Annotated in this window: 16 protein-coding genes; 9 read left to right on the top strand and 7 right to left on the bottom strand. The window is 68.1% G+C overall.

From position 1 onward, the window contains the following. From QZ814_RS15025 to QZ814_RS15005, 5 genes are all read right to left on the bottom strand, one after another. On the bottom strand, window positions 1-1,116 hold a 1,116-nt coding region (locus QZ814_RS15025), incomplete at its 3' end, for a class I tRNA ligase family protein (RefSeq protein ID WP_294333788.1). A 341-nt stretch (window positions 1,117-1,457) separates the two neighbouring features. Next, window positions 1,458-2,231: a class I SAM-dependent methyltransferase gene (locus QZ814_RS15020; RefSeq protein WP_294333786.1), complete on the bottom strand. Its 774-nt coding sequence runs from the start codon at window positions 2,229-2,231 to the stop codon at window positions 1,458-1,460. Next, window positions 2,228-3,355 carry a peptide chain release factor 2 gene (prfB, locus tag QZ814_RS15015; RefSeq protein ID WP_294333784.1) on the bottom strand — a complete coding sequence of 376 codons (1,128 nt, stop codon included), beginning with the start codon at window positions 3,353-3,355 and terminating at the stop codon, window positions 2,228-2,230. Before prfB ends, QZ814_RS15020 begins: the two co-directional genes overlap by 4 nt. 81 nt (window positions 3,356-3,436) lie before the next feature. After that, window positions 3,437-5,941 carry a transglycosylase domain-containing protein gene (locus QZ814_RS15010; protein WP_294333782.1) on the bottom strand — a complete coding sequence of 835 codons (2,505 nt, stop codon included), beginning with the start codon at window positions 5,939-5,941 and terminating at the stop codon, window positions 3,437-3,439. A 65-nt stretch (window positions 5,942-6,006) separates the two neighbouring features. Next, entirely contained in the window at window positions 6,007-6,972 is a 966-nt protein-coding gene (locus QZ814_RS15005; protein WP_294333780.1) for an N-acetylmuramoyl-L-alanine amidase, read from the bottom strand. A gap of 439 nt (window positions 6,973-7,411) precedes the next feature. Here QZ814_RS15005 and QZ814_RS15000 point away from each other — a divergent pair, with 439 nt between their 5' ends. The 5 genes from QZ814_RS15000 (at window position 7,412) to QZ814_RS14980 (ending at window position 14,088) form a co-directional block, all read left to right on the top strand. After that, entirely contained in the window at window positions 7,412-10,060 is a 2,649-nt protein-coding gene (locus QZ814_RS15000; RefSeq protein WP_294333778.1) for a ribonuclease E/G, read from the top strand. Window positions 10,061-10,166: 106 nt separating this feature from the next. Continuing rightward, complete coding sequence (locus tag QZ814_RS14995) at window positions 10,167-11,549, top strand: M48 family metalloprotease (protein WP_294333776.1); 1,383 nt, start codon at window positions 10,167-10,169, stop codon at window positions 11,547-11,549. Further along, window positions 11,546-12,310: a DsbA family protein gene (locus QZ814_RS14990; protein WP_294333774.1), complete on the top strand. Its 765-nt coding sequence runs from the start codon at window positions 11,546-11,548 to the stop codon at window positions 12,308-12,310. The genes QZ814_RS14995 and QZ814_RS14990 overlap by 4 nt, the downstream gene beginning before the upstream one ends. A gap of 8 nt (window positions 12,311-12,318) precedes the next feature. Continuing rightward, window positions 12,319-13,128, top strand: coding sequence for a DUF815 domain-containing protein (locus QZ814_RS14985; protein ID WP_294333772.1), 810 nt, complete (start codon window positions 12,319-12,321; stop codon window positions 13,126-13,128). Window positions 13,129-13,635: 507 nt separating this feature from the next. Further along, window positions 13,636-14,088 (top strand): PEPxxWA-CTERM sorting domain-containing protein, encoded by a 453-nt coding sequence (locus tag QZ814_RS14980; protein WP_294333771.1) that lies wholly within the window; start codon window positions 13,636-13,638, stop codon window positions 14,086-14,088. Between the two features lie 69 nt (window positions 14,089-14,157). On the opposite strand, the gene QZ814_RS14975 is transcribed toward QZ814_RS14980, so the two are convergent. Further along, window positions 14,158-15,942, bottom strand: a complete 1,785-nt coding sequence (locus QZ814_RS14975) for an ATP-binding cassette domain-containing protein (protein WP_294333768.1) — start codon at window positions 15,940-15,942, stop codon at window positions 14,158-14,160. Here QZ814_RS14975 and QZ814_RS14970 point away from each other — a divergent pair. The 4 genes from QZ814_RS14970 (at window position 15,941) to QZ814_RS14955 (ending at window position 19,263) form a co-directional block, all read left to right on the top strand. Continuing rightward, complete coding sequence (locus QZ814_RS14970) at window positions 15,941-16,405, top strand: hypothetical protein (RefSeq protein ID WP_365898768.1); 465 nt, start codon at window positions 15,941-15,943, stop codon at window positions 16,403-16,405. The genes QZ814_RS14975 and QZ814_RS14970 overlap by 2 nt on opposite strands. 30 nt (window positions 16,406-16,435) lie before the next feature. Continuing rightward, entirely contained in the window at window positions 16,436-17,104 is a 669-nt protein-coding gene (locus QZ814_RS14965; protein ID WP_294333766.1) for a response regulator transcription factor, read from the top strand. A gap of 127 nt (window positions 17,105-17,231) precedes the next feature. Continuing rightward, a complete protein-coding gene (locus QZ814_RS14960; protein WP_294333793.1) occupies window positions 17,232-18,539 on the top strand; it encodes a HAMP domain-containing sensor histidine kinase in 1,308 nt (435 codons plus the stop codon). A gap of 181 nt (window positions 18,540-18,720) precedes the next feature. Next, window positions 18,721-19,263 carry a hypothetical protein gene (locus tag QZ814_RS14955; RefSeq protein WP_294333764.1) on the top strand — a complete coding sequence of 181 codons (543 nt, stop codon included), beginning with the start codon at window positions 18,721-18,723 and terminating at the stop codon, window positions 19,261-19,263. A gap of 44 nt (window positions 19,264-19,307) precedes the next feature. Here QZ814_RS14955 and QZ814_RS14950 read toward each other — a convergent pair whose 3' ends face one another. Beyond that, window positions 19,308-20,306 (bottom strand): LLM class flavin-dependent oxidoreductase, encoded by a 999-nt coding sequence (locus QZ814_RS14950; RefSeq protein WP_294333763.1) that lies wholly within the window; start codon window positions 20,304-20,306, stop codon window positions 19,308-19,310. Window positions 20,307-20,333: the final 27 nt, after the last annotated feature.

Below are 20,333 nucleotides of genomic sequence, written 5' to 3'. Positions count from 1 at the left end.
GTAGGTGCCGTCGCCCTGCACCGCGAAGACCGGATCGATGCCGTTCGCCTTGCACAGCAGGAAGTCGTCCTCGCCATGATCCGGAGCCATATGGACCAGGCCGGTGCCGGCGTCGGTGGTGACGAACTCACCCGGCAGGAACGGACGGGGCTTGGCGAAGAAACCGCCCAGTTTGTGCATCGGGTGGAGCGCGGTCGCGCCTTCCAGCACCGGCCCCTTGGCCAGCGCGATGAAGCCCTTCATCGCAATGCCGGTGCGCTTGGTGAAGGCGGGCAGCAACGGCTCGGCGACCAGATAGCGGCGGCCGTCGCACTCGAAATGCAGATAGTCGATCGCCTCGCCATAGCTCAGCGCCTGGTTGACCGGGATCGTCCAGGGGGTGGTGGTCCAGATGACCGCCAGCGCACCGACCAGATCGGGATATTCGGGGCAGGATGCGACCTCGAACCCGACATCGATCTGGGTCGAGACGATATCCTCATATTCGACCTCGGCCTCGGCCAGCGCGGTCTTTTCGACCGGGGACCACATGACCGGCTTGGCGCCGCGATAGAGCTGGCCCGACTCGGCGAATTTCAGCAGCTCGCCCGCGATCACGGCCTCGGCGTCATAGGTCATGGTGAGGTAGGGGTTTGCCCAGTCGCCCATCACGCCCAGCCGCTCGAACTGCGCCTTTTGCGTGCCGACCCAGGTGTCGGCATAGGCGCGGCACTCGGCGCGGAACTGCGCGACGGGGACCTCGTCCTTGTTCAGCTTCTTGGCGCGATACGCCTCCTCGACCTTCCACTCGATCGGCAGGCCGTGGCAGTCCCAGCCGGGGACATAGGGCGCGTCCTTGCCCATCAGGCTCTGGCTGCGGACGACGATGTCCTTGAGGATCTTGTTGAGCGCATGGCCCATATGGATGTCGCCATTGGCGTAGGGCGGGCCGTCGTGCAGCAGGAAGCGCTCGCGGCCGGCGCGGGCCTCTCGCAGCTTCTGGTAGAGCCTAATCTTCGCCCAGCGCTCGAGGATGGCGGGCTCCTTGGCAGCAAGGCCGGCCTTCATCGGGAAATCGGTCTTCGGCAGGAAGACGGTGTCGCGCCAGTCGCGCTGGGTGTCGGTTGCGTCAGTCATGGGTCGCGCGGGATTAGCCGGTGTGGCGGGGGAAGTCATCCCTGCTCTTCTATGCGCCTAGGACCAAGTGTTTCCTCCCCCGCCAGGGGGAGGTGGGCCGCGCGGCGGCTCGGAGGGGGAGGAAGCACGACGGCCGAGAGGGTCTGGCATCCTCCCCCTCCGTCAGGCGTACGCCTGCCACCTCCCCCTGGCGGGGGAGGAAACACGGCTACTTTCTTCTTAGCCCCTCCCCTTCAGGGGAGGGGTTGGGGTGGGGCTGTGTCTCACCGAGACCAACCAGCGTTCTGGAATCCTTCCACCCCTACCCCCTCCTCCCAGGAGGAGGGGCTAAGAAGACGAGCTTACTCGTGCGCGCCGTTGGGCTTGGGCGTCACCGCCTTGGCATGGGCGCCGGACTTGCAGGCGCGGATCGCCTCGGGTTCGGGCCGGGCGCCGCGTGCCTCGAACACCGCCATATAGCCGCCGGCCGAGGGCATCGGCCGCATCGACACCTGCGCATAGCCCACCGCCGCGAACTCGCATTTGAGCAGCGAAGGCGGCGTGCCGTGATTCTCCGTCTGGCGATCGGCATCGACCACCACGACCTGCCCGCCCGGGGCAAGCGACGGCCGCAGCCGCCAGAGGAATTCGTAGGGCGACTCGATCTCGTGATACATGTGCACCATCAGCACGCGATCGAAGCTGTTCTCGGGCAGCCGCGGGTCGGCGGGCAGGCCGAGGCGGACGCTGACATTGTCCAGCTTCTCGCGCACCACGCGCGTCGCCAGCTGGCTGATGTAATCGGGGACGATGTCCTCGGCGACCACCCGCCCCTTGGCGCCGACGCGCTGGCCGAGGCGGATCGTGTAATAGCCCTCGCCCGCGCCGATATCGGCGACGGTCATGCCCGGCTTGATGCCGGCCAGGTTCATCACCGTGCCGGCCTCGTTCAGCCGGTCACGCTCTTCCTCGTTCGACCAGCGCGAGGAGACGATCGTCGCCACCGGACGGTCCGCCGCCGGGAAGCCGGTGGTCGACGAGTCCTGCGTGACATTGCCCGGCCCCCGGGGACTGCCGTCGCACGCCGCCAGGAGCAGCAGCGTCGCGCCGAGCAGCAGGGGCCGCGCCAGGGTCAATCGACATCCTCCACCACGACGGCCTCGCCCGTCACGCGCTGTGCTAGCGCGGCGGCCATGAAGCTGTCGAGATCGCCGTCGAGCACGTCGCTCGGCGCGGTCGAGGTGACGCCGGTGCGCAGGTCCTTCACCAGCTGGTACGGCTGGAGGACATAGGAGCGGATCTGGTGGCCCCAGCCGATATCGGTCTTGGTGGCGTTGACCGCATTGGCCGCCGCCTCGCGCTCGGCCAGTTCGCGCTCGTACAGGCGCGCACGGAGCTGGTTATAGGCCTCGGCGCGGTTCTTGTGCTGCGAACGCTGGTTCTGGCACTGCACGACGATGCCGGTCGGCAAGTGGGTGATGCGCACCGCCGAGTCGGTGGTGTTGATGTGCTGGCCGCCCGCGCCCGAGGCGCGATAGGTATCGATGCGCAGCTCGCTCTCGTTGATCTCGATGTCGATATTGTCGTCGATCACCGGATAGACCCAGACCGAGGCGAAGCTGGTCTGGCGGCGGGCGTTCGAATCGAACGGGCTGATGCGCACCAGCCGGTGGACGCCGCTCTCGGTCTTGGCATAGCCATAGGCGTTCTCGCCCTTGAACAGCAGGGTCGCGGACTTGATGCCCGCCTGTTCGCCGGCGTGATAGTCGACCAGCTCGACCTTGTAGCCGTGGCGCTCGGCCCAGCGCGTGTACATGCGCTGGAGCATTTCGGCCCAGTCGTTCGATTCGGTGCCGCCGGCGCCGGCGTTGATCTCGACATAGGTATCGTTGGCGTCTGCCTCGCCCGAGAGCAGCGCCTTGACCTTGTCGGCATCGGACCGCTCGGCGAGCGCGCGCAGGCTGGCCGTGCCGTCGACCGCCATTTCCTCGTCGCCTTCGGCCTCGGCCATCTCGATCAGCTCGACCGTGTCGTTCAGCTCGCTCTCGATCGCGCGGGTGGCGCTGATCGATTCGTCGAGGCGCCGCCGCTCGCGCATCACGTCCTGCGCCTTCTTGGCGTCGTTCCACAGCGTCGGATCCTCGACGCGCGCATTGAGCTCGTCGAGGCGGCGCAGCGCGCGGTCCCAGTCGAGCGAGCGGCGCAGCAGCGCGAGGGCCGCGTTGATCTTGTCGACATATGCCTGCGCTTCAGCGCGCATGTTCCAAACCTTCCGAAGTAACCGCCGGCCGCATCCCGGACGATGCGGCGATCTATAGCCATATAGGGTGCGGACGCCCCGCTAGTAGATTCCGCCCTGCCGTTGCAAGAAGTCGCTGTCGGTCTGCCGGTCGGTCTTGCGCTGCACGGGCGCCGCCGTGGCGGCGGCCGGCGCCTCCGCATTGGCGGTGCGGCGGGTGCGGCGCGCGTCCGTATCGGGGCGGAACGCCTCCCAGATCACCGGCGAGAGCGGATCGTCGCTCGGCCAGCCGCCCTGCACCGGGCGGCCGCTGTAGCGATCGATCCGCACCATGCGGATACCCGGCGGCGCGACGAACGGCAGCGGCTCCAGCCCTTCATAGGCAGGCACCGCGAACTGCTTGAAGATCGGCGCCGCGATCACCCCGCCCTGCGCATAGCCGCCGAGGTTCGAGGGGCTGTCATAGCCGAGATAGAGCCCGCCGATCATCTGCGGGGTGCCGCCGACGAACCATACGTCGGTGGGGCCGGTGGTGGTGCCGGTCTTGCCCATCATCGGGCGGTTGAGGTCGCGCAGCACGGTTGCGGTGCCGCGCTGGATCACGCCTTCGGTGATGTGGACCATCTGATAGGCAACCATCGGATCGATCAGCTGGCGGGCGCGCGAGACCGGACGCGGCATCGGCTTGCCGTCCCAGTCGCGGGCGTTGCAGCCCTGGCAGGGGCGCCAGCCGGCGGGGAAGATCACGCGGCCGCGGCGGTCCTGGACGAAGTCGATCAGCGTGGGATTGAGCGCGCGGCCATGGTTCACCAGGATGGAATAGGCGTTGACCATGCGCAGCACCGTCGTCTCGCCCGCGCCCAGCGCATAGGAGAGATAGGGCGGCAGCCGGTTCTTGGTGACGCCCAGCCGCTGGATCACGTCGACCACCTTGTCCATGCCGGTGGCATTGGCGATCTGGACGGTCATCAGGTTGCGCGACTGTTCGATGCCCCAGCGCAGCGTGTGCGGGCCGGCGCCGGCCTTGTTGTCGAAGTTGCGGAAGCACTTCTGGCCGAGCCCGGCGCCCTGCCAGACGCAGAAGGGGCCGTCGACGACGATCGAGGCCGGCGTCATCCCGTTCTCGAGCGCGGCGGCATAGACGATCGGCTTGATCGTCGATCCCGGCTGGCGGGTCGCCTGGGTGGCGCGGTTGAACGCCTGGAGGCGCGAATCGAAGCCGCCCTGCATTGCCAGCACGCGGCCGGTCGAGGGATCCTCGACCACCATGCCGCCCGAGACCTTGGGCACGCTGCGCAGGGACCAGGCGCCGCCCTCGGGGGCCACGGCGAGGATGTCACCCACCTTGATCGCGTCGAAGGCATGGCCGCCCTTGCCGCGGATCGGCATCTGCGCGGCGCTGGCCGGCAGCGTGCCGGTATCGCCGTCGTCGAAGCCGAGCCGGGCCGCACCCGAATCGCGCGCGATCACCACGGCCGCGCGCCAATTGTCGTAGTCGACGCCGATATTCTTCGAGACGAAGGCCGAATACCAGCCATCGCCTTCGAACTGCACCTTGCCGATCGGCCCGGACCAGCCGCGGCCATGATCGTAGCGCAGCAGGCCGTCGCGCAGGGCGCGCTGGGCATAGGCCTGCAGCTTCGGATCGAGCGAGCTGCGCACCCACAGCCCGCCGTCATAGACGCTGTTCGGCCCGTCCTCGCTCTTCTCGCCGAACTGCTTGGCGAGCTGGCGGCGGACTTCCTCGACGAAATAGCCGCCGACCCGCTCGAAGCGCGGCGTCTGGCGCGGCACGGTGCCGAGCGGCGATGCCACCGCCTCGTCATGCTGCACCTGGTTGATGAAGCCGTTGCGCAGCATCTCGCCGAGCACCCAGTTGCGGCGATCGAGCGCGCGCTGGGCGTTGCGATCGGGATCGTAGTTCGCCGGGCCCTTGGGCAGGATCGCCAGATAGGCCATTTGCGCAAGGCTCAACTTGTCGAGCGGCTTGCCGAAATAGGCGTCGCTCGCCGCCGCCACGCCCCCGGAATTGCGCCCCAGCTCGATGAAATTGAGGTACAATTCCATGATCTGCTGCTTGCTGAGCGTATCCTCGATGCGCCAGGCGAGGATCGCTTCCTTCAGCTTGCGGGTGTAGCTCGCCTCGTTGCCGACCGCGAGATTCTTGGCGACCTGCTGGGTGATGGTGGAGGTGCCGCGCGGCGTCTTGCCGCGGATCAGCCCCTCGCCCGCCGCGCGCACCAGGCCGGGGAAGTCGAGCCCGTGGTGCGAGAAGAAGGTGCGGTCCTCGGCAGCCATGAAGGCGCGTACCAGCAGCGGCGGGAACTCGGCATAGCTGAGCTGCACGCGCCGCATCTGCGCATAGGCGTGGATCGGGGTGCCGTCGGCGGAGCGGACATAGCTGGGCAGCTGCGGCTCATAGCTGCGCAGCTTGTTGACCGAGGGCAGGTCGCGCGCGACCAGCAGCCAAAGGGCAAGCACCAGCAGGCCGGCGAGCAGCGCCAGCACGGCGAGGATGCGAAACCACCAGCGCCGCCGCAACCGCGCCCAGCGGGAGGGCGCGCGATCGTTCGGGGTGGGAGTGGAGGAAGGGACGCCGTCGGCCATGCGGGCGGCGGTGTAGCACCTTTTCGGCGCGAAGAAAGGGAGCCGCGCCGGGGCCTTGCCCCGGCTCAGCGGGTGGCGAGGAAGATTTCGGTCGCCCGGCGCACCGCCGCGGCGAGCCGTGCGCGCGCCTCGGGCGACCCCAGCGCCTTGGCATCCTCGACGTTCGAGACATAGCCGAGCTCGAACAGCACCGAGGGCATGTCCGGCGCCTTGAGCACCATCAGCGACGCCATCCGCCGGGGCCGCGCGTGCAGGTGCATCGCCGGCGCCACCTCGCGGGCAAGCAGATCGGCGTAGCGCGCGGAAACCGCCATGGTGCGGCGCTGGGTCAGGTCGATCAGCAGCGAGGCGACATCGGCGCGCTCGCTGCCCAGATCGACCCCGGCGAGCAGATCGGCACGGTTCTCGCGCGCCGCCATCCGCGCCGCCTCCTTGTCCGAGGCGACTTCGGACAGGGTGTAGAGCGTGCCACCCGAGGCCAGCGGATCGCCGGCGCTGTCGCAGTGGAGCGACAGGAACAGCGCCGCGCCCAGCTGCCGGCCGATGTCGGTGCGCTGCTGGAGCGGCACGAACGAATCGTCTTCCCGCGTCATGGCCACCCGCACCCGGCCGGAGGCGAGCAGCGCCTCGCGGATCGCGCGGGCGGCGGCGAGGGTCAGCGCCTTCTCGGTCACGCCGTCCACACCCGGCGCGCCGGGATCGCGGCCGCCATGGCCGGGATCGAGCACCACCAGCGGCAGGCCGGCAGCCCCTTCGACCTTTGGCAGCGGCCCGGTGCGGACCGCGACGCTCGCCGGCATCGCCAGGCTGACGCTATAGTCCGGCGACCGCCAGGCGAAGCGAAGGCCTTCCGTGCCGCCATAGGGTTCCGCCGGCACCACCAGCGCGTCCGCCTCGATGCGAAGCTGCGCCGCCACGCCTGCCAGGCCGGGCAGACCGGTCAGCCATCCGGCAAGCAAGAACAGCATCCACGACACGCCGCCGCTATGCCGCGCGTCGCCGCGGCCGGTCCAGCCGGAAATTGCGGGCACCCTCCCCATGGTTAACGATATGCTAAGCAGGCTATGCGATACGAAGGGATCGAAATCCTTCGATAGGCTTTGTGGCCGCCGGGGGACGAAATCTTGCCCCGCACCACCAGTTGCCGCAACGACATAGCGGTGCTAGGCAAGGAATGCTTCCGGCACTGCGCCGGATCAGGCACGCGGCGCTTCTTTGCCGCGACAGTTCAGGTTGACGTTCGCATGAGGCAATTTCCCCACCGTCCGCATCGCCAGGCCCTCCCGGCCGGCAGCGTGGCGATGGTGGAGCAAGGGGACCGCTGGTCCGCTCGTGCCCGTGCAGCAACAGCAGTTTTTGAAACCCGCGCCACCCGATTCGGCCAAGCAGGCCGGCGGGTGCGCTTCTTATATCGCGCGCTCGCGCCCCATTCCTTCGAGGAACTGTGCCGGCGCGCCCGGAGAATCATAAATGACCATGCGTATGCTGATCGACGCACGCCACCGGGAAGAAACCCGCGTGGCCGTCGTCAAAGGGAATCGAATCGAGGAATTTGACTTCGAGTCCGCTGAGCGCAAGCAGCTCAAGGGCAATATCTATCTCGCCAAGGTGACCCGCGTCGAACCGTCGCTGCAGGCGGCCTTCGTCGATTACGGCGGCAACCGCCACGGCTTCCTCGCCTTCTCGGAAATCCATCCCGACTATTACCAGATCCCGAAGGAAGATCGCGAAGCCCTGCTGCGCGAAGAGGCAGAGCATGCCGCGCAGGAAGCCGCGCTGCGCGAAGCCGATGGGGATGATGACGACGATCATCACGACCACGATCACGACCATGATCACGACGACCATGAAGACGGCGTCGAGATGGTCGAGCGTGCGCACGACGACGAGGAAGCCGCGGAAGGCGAGGAGGCGCCGCAGGACGGCCGCCGCCGTCGCGGTCGTGGCGGCAATGGCGACGAGGCCGAGGCGCTGCGCCAGCGCCGCATGAACCTGCGCCGCCGCTACAAGATCCAGGACGTGATCCGTAGGCGTCAGGTGCTGCTGGTCCAGGTCGTCAAGGAAGAGCGCGGCAACAAGGGCGCGGCGCTGACCACCTATCTCAGCCTCGCCGGCCGCTACTGCGTGCTGATGCCGAACACCGCGCATGGCGGCGGCATCTCGCGCAAGATCAGCTCGGCCGCCGATCGCAAGCGCCTCAAGGGCATCATGGCGGATCTCAAGCTGCCGCCGTCGATGGGCTGCATCGTCCGCACCGCGGGCCTCCAGCGCACCAAGACCGAGATCAAGCGCGACTTCGACTATCTCGCCCGGCTGTGGGACGAGATTCGCGAGAAGACGCTCACTTCTTCCGCGCCGGCGCTCGTCTATGGCGACAGCGACCTGATGAAGCGGGCGATCCGCGACATCTACAATCGCGACATCGACGAGGTGATCGTCGAGGGCGAGGAAGGCTATCGCCAGGCCAAGGACTTCATGAAGCTCCTGATGCCGAGCCATGCCCGCAAGGTGCGGCAATATGCCGATGCGGTGCCGCTGTTCCAGCGCGCCGGGGTCGAGGAGCAGCTGTCGGCGATGTACCATCCGGTGGTGCAGCTGAAGTCCGGCGGCTATCTGGTGATCAACCCGACCGAGGCGTTGGTCTCGATCGACATCAACTCGGGCCGGTCGACGCGCGAGCACAATATCGAGCAGACCGCGACCGCGACCAACCTCGAGGCTGCCCAGGAAATCGCCCGCCAGCTCCGCCTCCGCGACATGGCGGGCCTGGTCGTGATCGACTTCATCGACATGGATCATTCGTCCAACGTCCGTAAGGTCGAGAAGGCGATGAAGGAGGCGCTGAAGAACGATCGCGCCCGCATCCAGGTCGGCCGCATCTCGGCCTTCGGGCTGATGGAAATGAGCCGCCAGCGCCTGCGCACCGGCGTGCTGGAGGCCTCCACCCGCACCTGCCCGCATTGCGAAGGCACGGGGCTTGTCCGCACCGCCTCGTCGGCGGGCCTGTCGGCGCTGCGCATGATCGAGGACGAGGCCGCCCGCGGCCGCGGCTCGCAGATCCTGCTGCGCGCCAGCCAGGAAGCGGCCTTCTACGTGCTCAACAAGAAGCGCGGCGAGCTGGCCGAGATCGAGGATCGCTACGGCGTGCTGGTCGAGGTCGAAGCGGACGGCGAGCTGGAAGGCGCGCGCATGACCGTCGAGGCCTCGGGCCCGCCGCCGGCCTATGCGCCCAAGATCGAGCCGCTGCTCGAGGAGCCGGAAGAGGACTTCGTCGAGGAGATCGAGGAAGAGGAAGAAGAGCTGGAAGCCGAGGCGGAAGCCGAAGCCGCCGAGCCGCGCGAGCGGGGCGAACGCCAGGAGCGTGGCGAGGGCGAAGGCCGCGGCAAGCGCCGTCGTCGTCGTCGCGGTCGCGGGCGTCGCGGGCGTGAGGAAGGCGAAGCCGGCCAGGACGAGCAGGTCGAGACCGACGGCGCCGAGGACGAGGTCGAGGACGGCGAACCCGCCGAAGCCGCCGAGGCCGCAGTCGACACCGAAGAGACCGCCGCCCAGCGCGAGGAAGGCGAACGGAATCGCAAGCGCCGTCGTCGCGGCCGTCGCGGCGGACGCCGCGGTGCGGGCGAAGAGGGTGCCGAGCAGGCAGCCGAAGACGCCGAGGAGTCGACGCCAGCCGAGGTCGAAGCTCCGGCGCCCGAGCCCGTCGCCGAAACCGCACCTGCACCGGTCGCGGTAGAAACCGAGGCGGAAGCCCCGGCCAAGCCCAAGCGCACCCGCCGCAAGAAGGCGGACGTCGAGGCGGAGGCCGCCCCGGCTGCTGTCGAGGCACCGGCCGAAGAGGCACCGGCCAAGCCCAAGCGTACCCGCCGCAAGAAGGCGGACGTCGAGGCGGAGGCCGCCCCGGCCGCTGTCGAGGCACCGGCCGAGGAAGCCCCGGCCAAGCCCAAGCGCACCCGTCGCAAGAAGGCGGACACGGTCGCCGAGGCAGCGCCCGAGGCACCCGCCGTCGAGGCTCCGGCCGCGCAGGAAGCACCCGCTGCCGACGAAGCGGCTGCCGAGGCCGACACCTCGGCAGAGGAAGGCCAGCCCCGCCGCGGCTGGTGGCAGCGCACCTTCGGCGCCTGAGTAGGATCCCCGGCGCGGCAGCCCTGCCGCGCCGGGATCTTTCAGTGTAGGTTCAGGGCTGTATTGCCAGGGCGGCCCGTCGAATTTGCCCCGGGGAGTATCGATCATGGCGCGCATCCACCGATTGGCCACGCTGCTCGCGATGCTCGGCCTCGCCGCCCTCGCGTCGCGCCCGGCGATGGCGCAGTCGGTGCTGCGCGACGCCGAGACCGAGGCGCTGCTGGCCGACATGGCCAAGCCGCTGTTCACCGCCGCCGGGCTCAATCCCGCCAACGCCAAGGTGGTGCTGGTCGCCGATCCGTCGATCAACGCCTTCGTGGCGGGCGGGCAGATCGTCTATGTCAATTCGGGCCTGATCGACGCGGCGGATACCGCCAACCAGGTCCAGGGCGTCGTCGCCCACGAAATCGGCCATATCGTCGGCGGACACGCGGTGTTCCAGCGCGACGGCGGCTATGGCAACATCTCGATCCTCAGCCTGCTGCTCGGTGCCGCGGCGATGGCGGCCGGCTCGGCCGAGGCCGGCACCGGCATCCTGATGGCCGGCCAGCGCGCCGCGATCGGCAAGTATCTCGCCTATAGCCGCGTGCAGGAATCCTCCGCCGATGCCGCCGGCGTACGCTTCCTCAACACCGCGGGCATCTCGGGCAAGGGCATGCTCAGCTTCTTCGACAAGCTGACCCAGGAAATGCACCGCTACGGCTATTACGCCACCGACCCCGAGGTCGATCCCTTCGCCCAGACCCACCCGATGTCGCAGGATCGCGTACAGACGCTGACCGCCGACCTCAAGAATTCGCCAACCTGGAACGCGCCGATCAACGCCGACCTCGAGCGCCGCTTCAAGCGCGTCCAGGCCAAGCTGCGCGGCTATACCAACGATCCGAAGAAGACGCTGCGCGTCTACCCCACGACCGACAATTCCATCCCGGCGCATTATGCGCGCGCCTATGCCTATCACCAGTCGGGCTATCCCGAGCAGGCGGCCGAGGAGACGGCGGCGCTGGTCAAGCTGGCACCGAACGACCCCTATTTCCTCGAGCTGCAGGGCCAGATCCTGCTCGAATCGGGCCAGCCCCAGGCCTCGCTGGAGCCGCTGCGCAAGGCGACCCAGCTGTCGAACAACTCGCCCCTGATCGCGAGCACCTTCGGCCACGCGCTGGTCGCGACGGAGGACAAGGCGAACCTCAAGGAAGCCGAGCAGGTGCTGCGCGACTCGCTCACCCGCGACCGCGACAACCCCTTTGCCTGGATCAATCTCGGCACGGTCTATGACCGCAAGGGCGACGAGCCGCGCACCGCGCTCGCCACCGCCGAGCGCTCCAACCTGGTCGGCGACGCGCGCACCGCGATGGTCAGTGCGCGCCGGGCGATGGCCGGGCTGCCGCAGGGCTCGCCCGAATGGATCCGCGCGCAGGACATCGCCATGGTCTCCGAACAGGCGATGAAGGACGACAAGAAGAACAAGGGACGCAATCTCCAGCAATGACCCGCTCGAAGCTTTTCCTGGGCGGTGCGCTGCTCGTCGCCGCCGTGCTGGGCGGCCTGATCGTGCTGGCGCTCCAGGCGCTGGTCCCCGGCATCGGCGGCAACAAGGCGCAGGTGGAGCGCATCGTCCATGCCTATCTGCTCGAAAACCCCGCCATCCTGCGCGACATGATGGAGCGGCTGCAGCAGCAGGAGAATGAGCAGGCCCAGAAGGCGCAGGACGGTGCCCAGGCGGCCGTGCCCGCCGCCCTGCCCGCGCTCACCACCCCCTTCGCCAGCGCCTGGGCGGGCAATCCCAAGGGCGATGTCACCGTCTCGGTGTTCATGGACTATGCCTGCGGCTATTGCCGCGCGAGCCTGCCCGGCCTGGCCGAGCTGATCGCCAAGGACCCGAACGTCCGCATCGTCTACCGCGAATATCCCGTGCTCGGCGATGCCAGCGTGACCGCCGCGCGCTTCGCGCTGGCCGCGGCGCAGCAGGGCAAGTTCCGCCCCTTCCACGACGCGCTGTTCGCCAGCGACGGCCCGAGCAGCGCCAGCATCGGCGCGGCGCTGGCGAAGGCCGGGCTCGATCCCGCGACGACGCAGAAGCTCGCCAACAGCGATGCGATCGGCAAGGAAATCGAGGCGAACCACCGGCTGGGCGCCAGGCTCGCGATGAACGGCACCCCTGCCTGGGTGGTGGGCAAGCAGGTCCTCTATGGCGCACGCGACTACCAGGCGCTGGCCGATGCGGTCGCTGCCGCGCGCAAGGCGAAGTGAGCGCGGGCATGACCGATCCGCTGATCCGCATCGCCGAAGCGCTCGAACGCCTCGCGCCACCGCCTGCCGCGCCGGCCGACCTCGCCGCGCACCCCGCCTATGTCTGGCGCGGTCGCGACATCCTGCCGGCACGCGCCTTCGCCCCCACGCCGCTCGGCTTGCTGCAGGGCGTGGAGAAGCAGCGGACGGCGCTGCTCGCCAATCTCGAGCGCCTGTCCGCCGGCCACGCCGCGCAGGACGTGCTGCTCTGGGGTGCGCGCGGCACCGGCAAGTCGGCGCTGGTCAAGGGCGCGGTGGCTGCGGTGCAGGCCCAGGGCGGCCGACTCGCGCTGGTCGAAGCCGCGACCACCCATCTCGAGACGCTGCCCGATCTGTTCGCACTGCTGGCGACGACCGATCGGCCCTTCGCCATCTTCATCGACGATCTCGGCTTTGACGCCGCCGCCGATGCCCGGGCGCTGCGCTCGCTGCTCGAAGGTGGCGCCGAGGCACGCCCGGCCAATTGCCGCCTGCTCGTCACCTCCAACCGCCGCCACCTGTTGCCGCGCGACATCGAGGCGCAATCGAGCGCGATCAACCCGCGCGATTCGATCGACGACGATCTCGCGCTGGCGGATCGCTTCGGCCTGTCGCTCGGCTTCCATGTCGTCGATCAGGACACCTATGTCGCGATCGTGCGCGGCTATGCCGAGGCGCATGGCCTGACCTTCGACCCCCAGGACGCCATCCAGTGGGCGACCCGCCGCGGGAGTCGATCGGGCCGCGTGGCATGGCAATATGTCGTCGAACTGGCGGGACGGCAGGGCAAGCGTCTCTAGGCGCGTCGGAAGCACTTCGGCAGCTTGCTACCATGGCCACCCAGGCTTGCCGGATACGATCGTGTCAAAATGACACGGCTGCCGACTATGCGATTTTTTATGTGCAACGCGGCAGCGATGAATGCCGCTCCGTTCGGCGCCGACTGCTCCATCCGGATGGATCCAAAGCCCGCAGCACCGGACTTTTGACCGCGCCGAACAATGCATATCTCCGCAATCACGAACTTCTGAATGTAATTGTAAGCACTTAGGTGTGCGCTACCTTCGACACAGTGCGAAAAGCAATCGAGTCGCGTCAGAACTACAAGCGTCTTGAATGGAGAGGTACCGCACATGCGTATGGGGACAAAGCTCGCTGCGACGGCAGCGCTGTTATGCTTGTCGACACCAGGCCAGGCAGCCACGATCCTGGGCCAGATCAATTTCACCGGTTTTGTCCGGCCAATGGGCGCAACCAGTTTTGCCACCGCTACCGGGCTGGATTTCTACAACTTTCCGCTATCGCCCTTGGCCACGAATGATGGTGGCATTCCCGGAACGATCTTTTCGGCGCTCGGCAGCACGGGTATTTTCGCCGGACTGATCTGTGCGGGATATTGCGGCACGATCCAGGATCTGCCGAGCTTCTCGACTGGCCCGATCACCGCCTTCTTCGACATTGGACCTGGCATCCAGTTCGATCTCGGCGCGATCAACTCGGTCAGCTTTGCGCCGGATGGGGTCGGCGGCAGCTTGAAGCTGATCGCCTCAGGCGTCTTCCGCATCACCGGCTATGATCCCACGCCGGCGGTGGTGACGCTGACGACGCAGGCGGACGGGCTCACCAGCTTCTCCGCGACCGCGCGGTCCGCCGTACCCGAACCGGCAAGCTGGGCGCTGATGATCGGCGGCTTCGGGCTGGCCGGCGGCATGCTGCGCGCGTCGCGTCGGCGGGTACGGGTTCGGTACGCGAACGGGTGACACGCTGGGGGCTCTGAGACCGTCCCGCCGACCCTTGGCGGGACGTGCAGCGCCGATCGCGGCGGCAGTTCAGCCCAGGCCCTCGACCATCTCCGCCAGCTCCAGCCAGCGCATCTCGGCGGCGTCCTTCTCGTCGCGCAGCCTCGCGATCCCCTCGCTCAAGTTGGCGAACTTCGCCGGATCCTTGGCGTAGAGCGCGGGATCGGCCAGCGCCGCCTCGTCGCGGGCGATGATCTGGTCGATCTCCTCGATCCGCTTGGGCAGCAGTTCGTAGTCGCGCTGGTCCTTGTAGCTGAGCTTGGTCCGCGCCTTGGGGGCCTCGGGCGCGGGCGCGGCGGCCGCCGGCTTGCTCGCCTTTTTCGCCTCGATCCGCGGGCGCCGCTTGGCCTCCCAATCGGCATAGCCGCCGACCACCACGTCGACCGTGCCGCTGCCGTCCAGCCCCAGCGTCACCGTGACGGTGCGGTCGAGAAAGTCGCGGTCGTGGCTGACGATCAGCACGGTGCCCGCATAATCGGCGATCACTTCCTGGAGCAGGTCGAGCGTCTCGAGGTCGAGATCGTTGGTCGGCTCGTCGAGCACCAGCAGATTGGAGGGCCGGGCGAATTCGCGCGCGAGCAGCAGGCGCGAGCGCTCGCCACCCGACAGCGTGCCGATCCGCGCCTCGGCGATGCTGGGATCGAACAGGAACTCCTTGAGATAGCCATGGACGTGCTTGCGCGCGCCCTGCACGTCGATCCAGTCGCCGCCGTCCGCCAGCACGTCGCGCACCCGCTTGTCGGGCGCCATCAGGCTGCGCTGCTGGTCGATGATGATCGCGTCCAGCGTCTGCGAGAGCTTGACCGTGCCTTCGTCGGGCTGGAGTTCGCCGGTGAGCATCTTGAGCAGCGTCGACTTGCCCGCGCCGTTCGATCCGACGATGCCGATCCGGTCGCCCTTGGTGACGCGGAAGGTCAGGTCCTTGATGATCGTGCGGTCGCCGAAACGCTTGGTGACGTGCTTGGCGTCGATCACCACCTTGGTCTGGTTGCCGTCCGAGGCAGTGGCGAGCGCGGCGGTGCCCTGCGGCCCCGTCATCGCCGCGCGTTCGGCGCGCATTTCCTTGAGCTTGGACAGGCGCCCCTGGTTGCGCCGCCGACGCCCGGTGACCCCGCGCTGAAGCCAATGCTCCTCGATCTTGAGCTTGGCGTCGAGCCGCTGGGCATTGCGCTCCTCCTCGGCATAAACCTGTTCGGTCCACGCCTCGAACCCGCCGAAACCGATCTCGGCGCGGCGGATGGAACCGCGATCGAGCCACAGCGTCTGGCGCGTGAGCCGGGTGAGGAAGGTACGATCGTGGCTGATGACGACGAAGGCGCCCTTGTAGCGGGTCAGCCAGTCTTCCAGCCATTCGATCGCGCCGAGATCGAGATGGTTGGTCGGCTCGTCGAGGAGCAGCACGTCGGGATCCTGCGCCAGCGCACGGGCGATCGCGGCGCGGCGGCGCTCGCCGCCCGAAGCCGTGGCGGCCTCGCGCGACAGGTCGATGCCGAGCTGGTCGGCGATCGCCTCGGCCTCGTGCTGCGCGGGGGCATCGTCGCCGGAAAGGACATAGTCCATCAGCGTGGTGCAGCCGGTCATGCGCGGCTCCTGCTCCAGCAGGATCACGCGGGTGCCGGGCACGATGGTGCGGCGGCCTTCGTCGCTGTCGATCGCGCCGGCGATCAGCTTGAGCAGCGTCGTCTTGCCCGCGCCGTTGCGGCCGATCAGCGCGAGACGATCGCGCTCGCCGACATGCAAGTCGAGATTGCGGAAAAGCCAGCCGGATCCCTGAACGAGACCCAGCCCTTCATAGGAAAGCACCGGAGCAGCCATGGTGCAGCACCTAGGGGGCGGCGGGCGCCCCCGCAAGCGGGCAGGCGCCACGGCCGAGCGATGCACCAATGCCACAATTGCCGAACTGCGGATGACACCGATGTTCAGGGGCTATTCAATGCCCGGACCCTATGCCATGCCCATGCGAATGCTGGTTCCCTCTGTTCTGGTCGCGTGTCTTGCGAGCCTCGCGCTCACGAGCCCGGCCGTGGCGCGGCCCTTCGCCGCCGCCCAGGACGATGGCCAGCGTGCGGCGCGCGAGCGGCGGCTTCGTGGCCAGAATCTGCCTGCGCGCGAGATCGAGCGGCGGGTGATCCCGCGGATGCCGGGCGCGCAATATCTCGGATTCGACTATGATCCCGAGCACGACGTTTACACCCTCAAATTCCTGCGCAATGGATCGGTCATCTGGATCGAGGTCGATGGCCATACCGGCCAGATCCTGCGCCGCGTGGGCAATTGAGCAGTCAAGAAGAGAAGGACGGGACAGCGAATGCGACTTCTGATCGTCGAGGACGAACCCAATCTCGGCATCCAGCTCCGCACCGCGCTGGAAGGCGCGGGCTATGCCGTCGACCTGGCGACCGACGGCGAGGAGGGGCATTTCCTCGGCTCGACCGAGCAATATGACGCGATCATCCTCGATCTCGGCCTGCCGGAAATCGATGGGCTTACCGTGCTCGATCGCTGGCGCAAGGAAGGCAAGACCACGCCGGTGCTGGTGCTCACCGCGCGCGACAGCTGGTCGGACAAGGTGGCGGGCCTCGATGCCGGCGCCGACGATTATGTCGCCAAGCCGTTCCAGACCGAGGAGCTGATCGCCCGCCTGCGCGCGCTGATCCGTCGCGCCTCGGGCAACGCCTCGGCCGAGCTTACCGCAGGCGACATCCGCCTCGACACGCGCTCGGGCAAGGTCACCAAGGGCGGCGAGCCGGTGAAGCTCACCGCGCAGGAATACAAGCTGCTCAGCTACCTGCTCCACCACAAGGGCAAGGTGGTGAGCCGCACCGAGCTGATCGAGCATATCTACGACCAGGATTTCGATCGCGATTCGAACACGATCGAAGTGTTCGTCACGCGCATCCGCAAGAAGCTTGGCGCCGATGTGATCACCACCATCCGCGGTCTCGGCTACAGCCTCGACGAATCCGCGCTGAGCTGATCTGCCAACGATGGACGGCGCGGCGATCCCGGAGGACGCGGACGATACGGCATCCGCTGCCACGACGTTGGAAGCGGAGCCCAAGTCGCGCCGCCCGGTGCGCGTCACCGGGTCGGTCAGCCGCCGCATGCTGCTGGTGGCGACCGCCTGGATCCTGCTGCTGCTGGTCGGCGGGGGGCTGGCGCTCGACCGGGTGCTGACGGGCGCGATCACCCGCAATTTCGACGACCAGCTGGATTACCTCGTCTCGTCGATGATCGTCTCGACCGAGCTGGACAGCAACGGCGAGGTGCGGATGACCCGCGAGCTTGCCGACCAGCGCTTCCTCGAGCCCAATTCGGGCGCCTATTGGCAGATCAGCGGCGAGGGGCACGAAACCTTCCCCTCCCGCTCGTTATGGGATCGCAAGCTCAAGGTCGACGCGGTGCACACCGACCGCGACGTGCATTTCTACGACAGCAACCAGTTCCCCGACCAGAAGCTGCGAATCGCCGAGCGCGACCTGACGCTGCCGGGTTCGCCGGTGCGCTGGCGGTTCCAGGTGGCGCAGAGCCGCGACGTGCTCGATGCGCAGATCGCCACGGTGCGCCGCACGCTGGTGCGCAGCTTCGCGTTGCTCGGGCTCGGGCTGGTGGCGATGGCGACGCTGCAGACCTGGTACGGCCTGCGCCCCCTGCGCAAGGTGCGCCGCGAGATAGCCAGCCTGCGCGCCGGACATACCAAGCGGGTGGGCGGGCCACTGCCCGCCGAAGTCGGCCCGATGGTCGACGAACTCAACGCGCTGGTCGAGCATAATGATCGCCAGGCCGAGGAGGCCCGGCGCCATGCCGGCAACCTCGCCCATGCGCTCAAGACCCCGCTCAGCGTGATCATGAACGCCGCCGCCGCCGGGCAGGCGGATCTGCCCGACACCGTCATCCGCGAGGCACGGACGATGCGGCGGCAGATCGACCACCACCTCGCCCGCGCCCGTGCCGTCGGCCGCCGCGGCAGCGCGCACAGCCGCGCCGAGGTTTGGCCCTCGATCGAGGCGGTGGAACGGGCGGTGGCGCGGCTGTATCCGAACGTCCGCATCGACGTGGACGGGGTGAAGGACGCCGTCGCCCATATCGAGCGGCAGGATCTCGACGAGATCCTCGGCAACCTGGTCGAGAACGCCGCCAAATATGGTGGCGGCAGCGTGTTCGTGACCGCGCGGCTGGAGGCGGGCTTCGTCGAGATCCTCGTCGAGGACGACGGCGTCGGCATCCCCGAGGCCGATCGCATCCGCATCTTCGACCGTGGCGTGCGGCTGGATACGGGCAAGCCCGGCACCGGTCTCGGCCTTGCCATCGTGCGGGACGTCGCCGAAATCTATGGCGGCACGGTGAGCCTGGAAGAGAGCGAAGATCTGGGCGGCCTGCTCGTGCGACTGCGTCTGCCCGCTGCCGGCTGATTTCCACGCCGCAACACTTCGAAATTCTCAGGTGATCAGGGCTGTTCAATACGGCCAGCGTCGTCGTGTCGTCGATGCGTAACCCGTATGCACATCGCTGAAATCGCCGGCCGCGTTAAATGTTGCTTTACCATATTGGTGTAAACTGTCGTGGGGGATTAACCCCTTTGGGAGGCAGATGATGAGCAGCATTTCCGCACTTTCCACCGCAAGCACGACCCTCCAGTCGCCGCGCGACCGCATCAACGACCGGCTCTCCGCCGCCGTTTCCTCGGGTCAGATCAGCTCGACGGACCAGACCGCGCTGTCGACGGCGCTGGACTCGATCGACTCGACCCTTTCGGCGGACCGCAGCAGCGGCACCAAGCCTTCGGGCGACATGAAGACCAAGATGGATTCGCTGATCCAGAGCCAGGTCGACAACGGCACGCTCACCGCGGATCAGGCAACGGAGCTGAAGGGCCTTCTCACCAAGGGCCATCATGGCGGCGGTCACCACGCGCATGGCGCGAAGCCCGCCGATGCCGACACCGCCAGCACCAGCACCACTGCCAACACGGATCCTGCCGCCACCAGCACGACGGCCCAGGCAGACTTGGTGCAGTCGTTCGTCCAGCAGCTGCGCGACAGCAGCGAGGATTCCAGCAGCTATTCGGCGACCGGCGACGCGACCAAGAGCAGCAGCACGAAGTCGACGGGACTGGTCCTCGATACCCTGGTGTAATGCCGGGGGGGGCGGCGTCCTGGGGGCAGGCGCCGCCCGATTCCTCAGGCAGGTTCCACCGCGCGCATCGCCTCCGCCGCGATCGCCAGGCTGCGCTTGCGCGCCTGGTGATCGTACATTGCGCTGGTGAGCATCAGCTCGTCTGCCTGGGTACGCTCGACGAACGCCGCGATCTCACGCCGCACCTTGTCCGGCCCGCCGATCGCGGACGCGGACAGCACATGGTCGAGCACGGCATTGCCTTGCGGCCCGAGGCTCGCGCGATAGCCCTCGACCGGTGGCGGCAGCTGGATGCCGCGCCCCGTCGTGCGGATCGCGACAAAGGCCTGTTGCTGCGAACTGGCGAGGAGTTCCGCCTCCGCGTCGGTATCGGCGGCGAAGACATTGAAGCCCAGCATCACGTGCGGCTTGGCCAGCGCTTCGGACGGGCGGAAGTTGCGGCGATAGACGGCGATCGCGTCGTCCATCTGGCCGGGCGCGAAGTGCGACGCGAAGGCATAGGGCAGCCCCAGCGCCGCGGCGAGCTGCGCGCCGAAGGTGCTCGAGCCCAGAATCCACAATTTCACGTTCGCCCCCGCGCCGGGGGTCGCGCGGACGCCGGTGCGGCCGTCATCGGCGAAGTAGCTTTGCAGCTCGATCACGTCCTGCGGGAAGTCGTTGCCGTCGCTCGTCAGGTTGCGGCGAATCGCGGCGGACACCCGCTGGTCCGACCCCGGCGCACGGCCGAGGCCCAGATCGATCCGGCCGGGGAACAGCGCGTCGAGCGTGCCGAACGCCTCGGCCACCTGGAGCGGCGAATGATTGGGCAGCATGATGCCGCCGGCGCCGATCCGGATGCGGCTGGTCGCATGGCCGACATGGGCGATCACCACCGCCGTGGCCGCGCTGGCGATGCCCTCCATCCCGTGATGCTCGGCCATCCAGTAGCGCTGGAAGCCGAGCCGTTCGGCATGGGCGGCGAGATCGGCGGCGTTGGCGAGCGCCTGGGAGACGGTGCCGCCCTGGACGACGGGCACCAGATCGAGCAGCGAATAAGCAGTCATGACAAGGATGTGGGGAGGCATGCCCTG

It is taken from the genome of uncultured Sphingomonas sp. (assembly GCF_913777625.1).
Classification (GTDB): domain Bacteria; phylum Pseudomonadota; class Alphaproteobacteria; order Sphingomonadales; family Sphingomonadaceae; genus Sphingomonas.
This window is presented reverse-complemented; position numbering and strand designations above follow the sequence as displayed.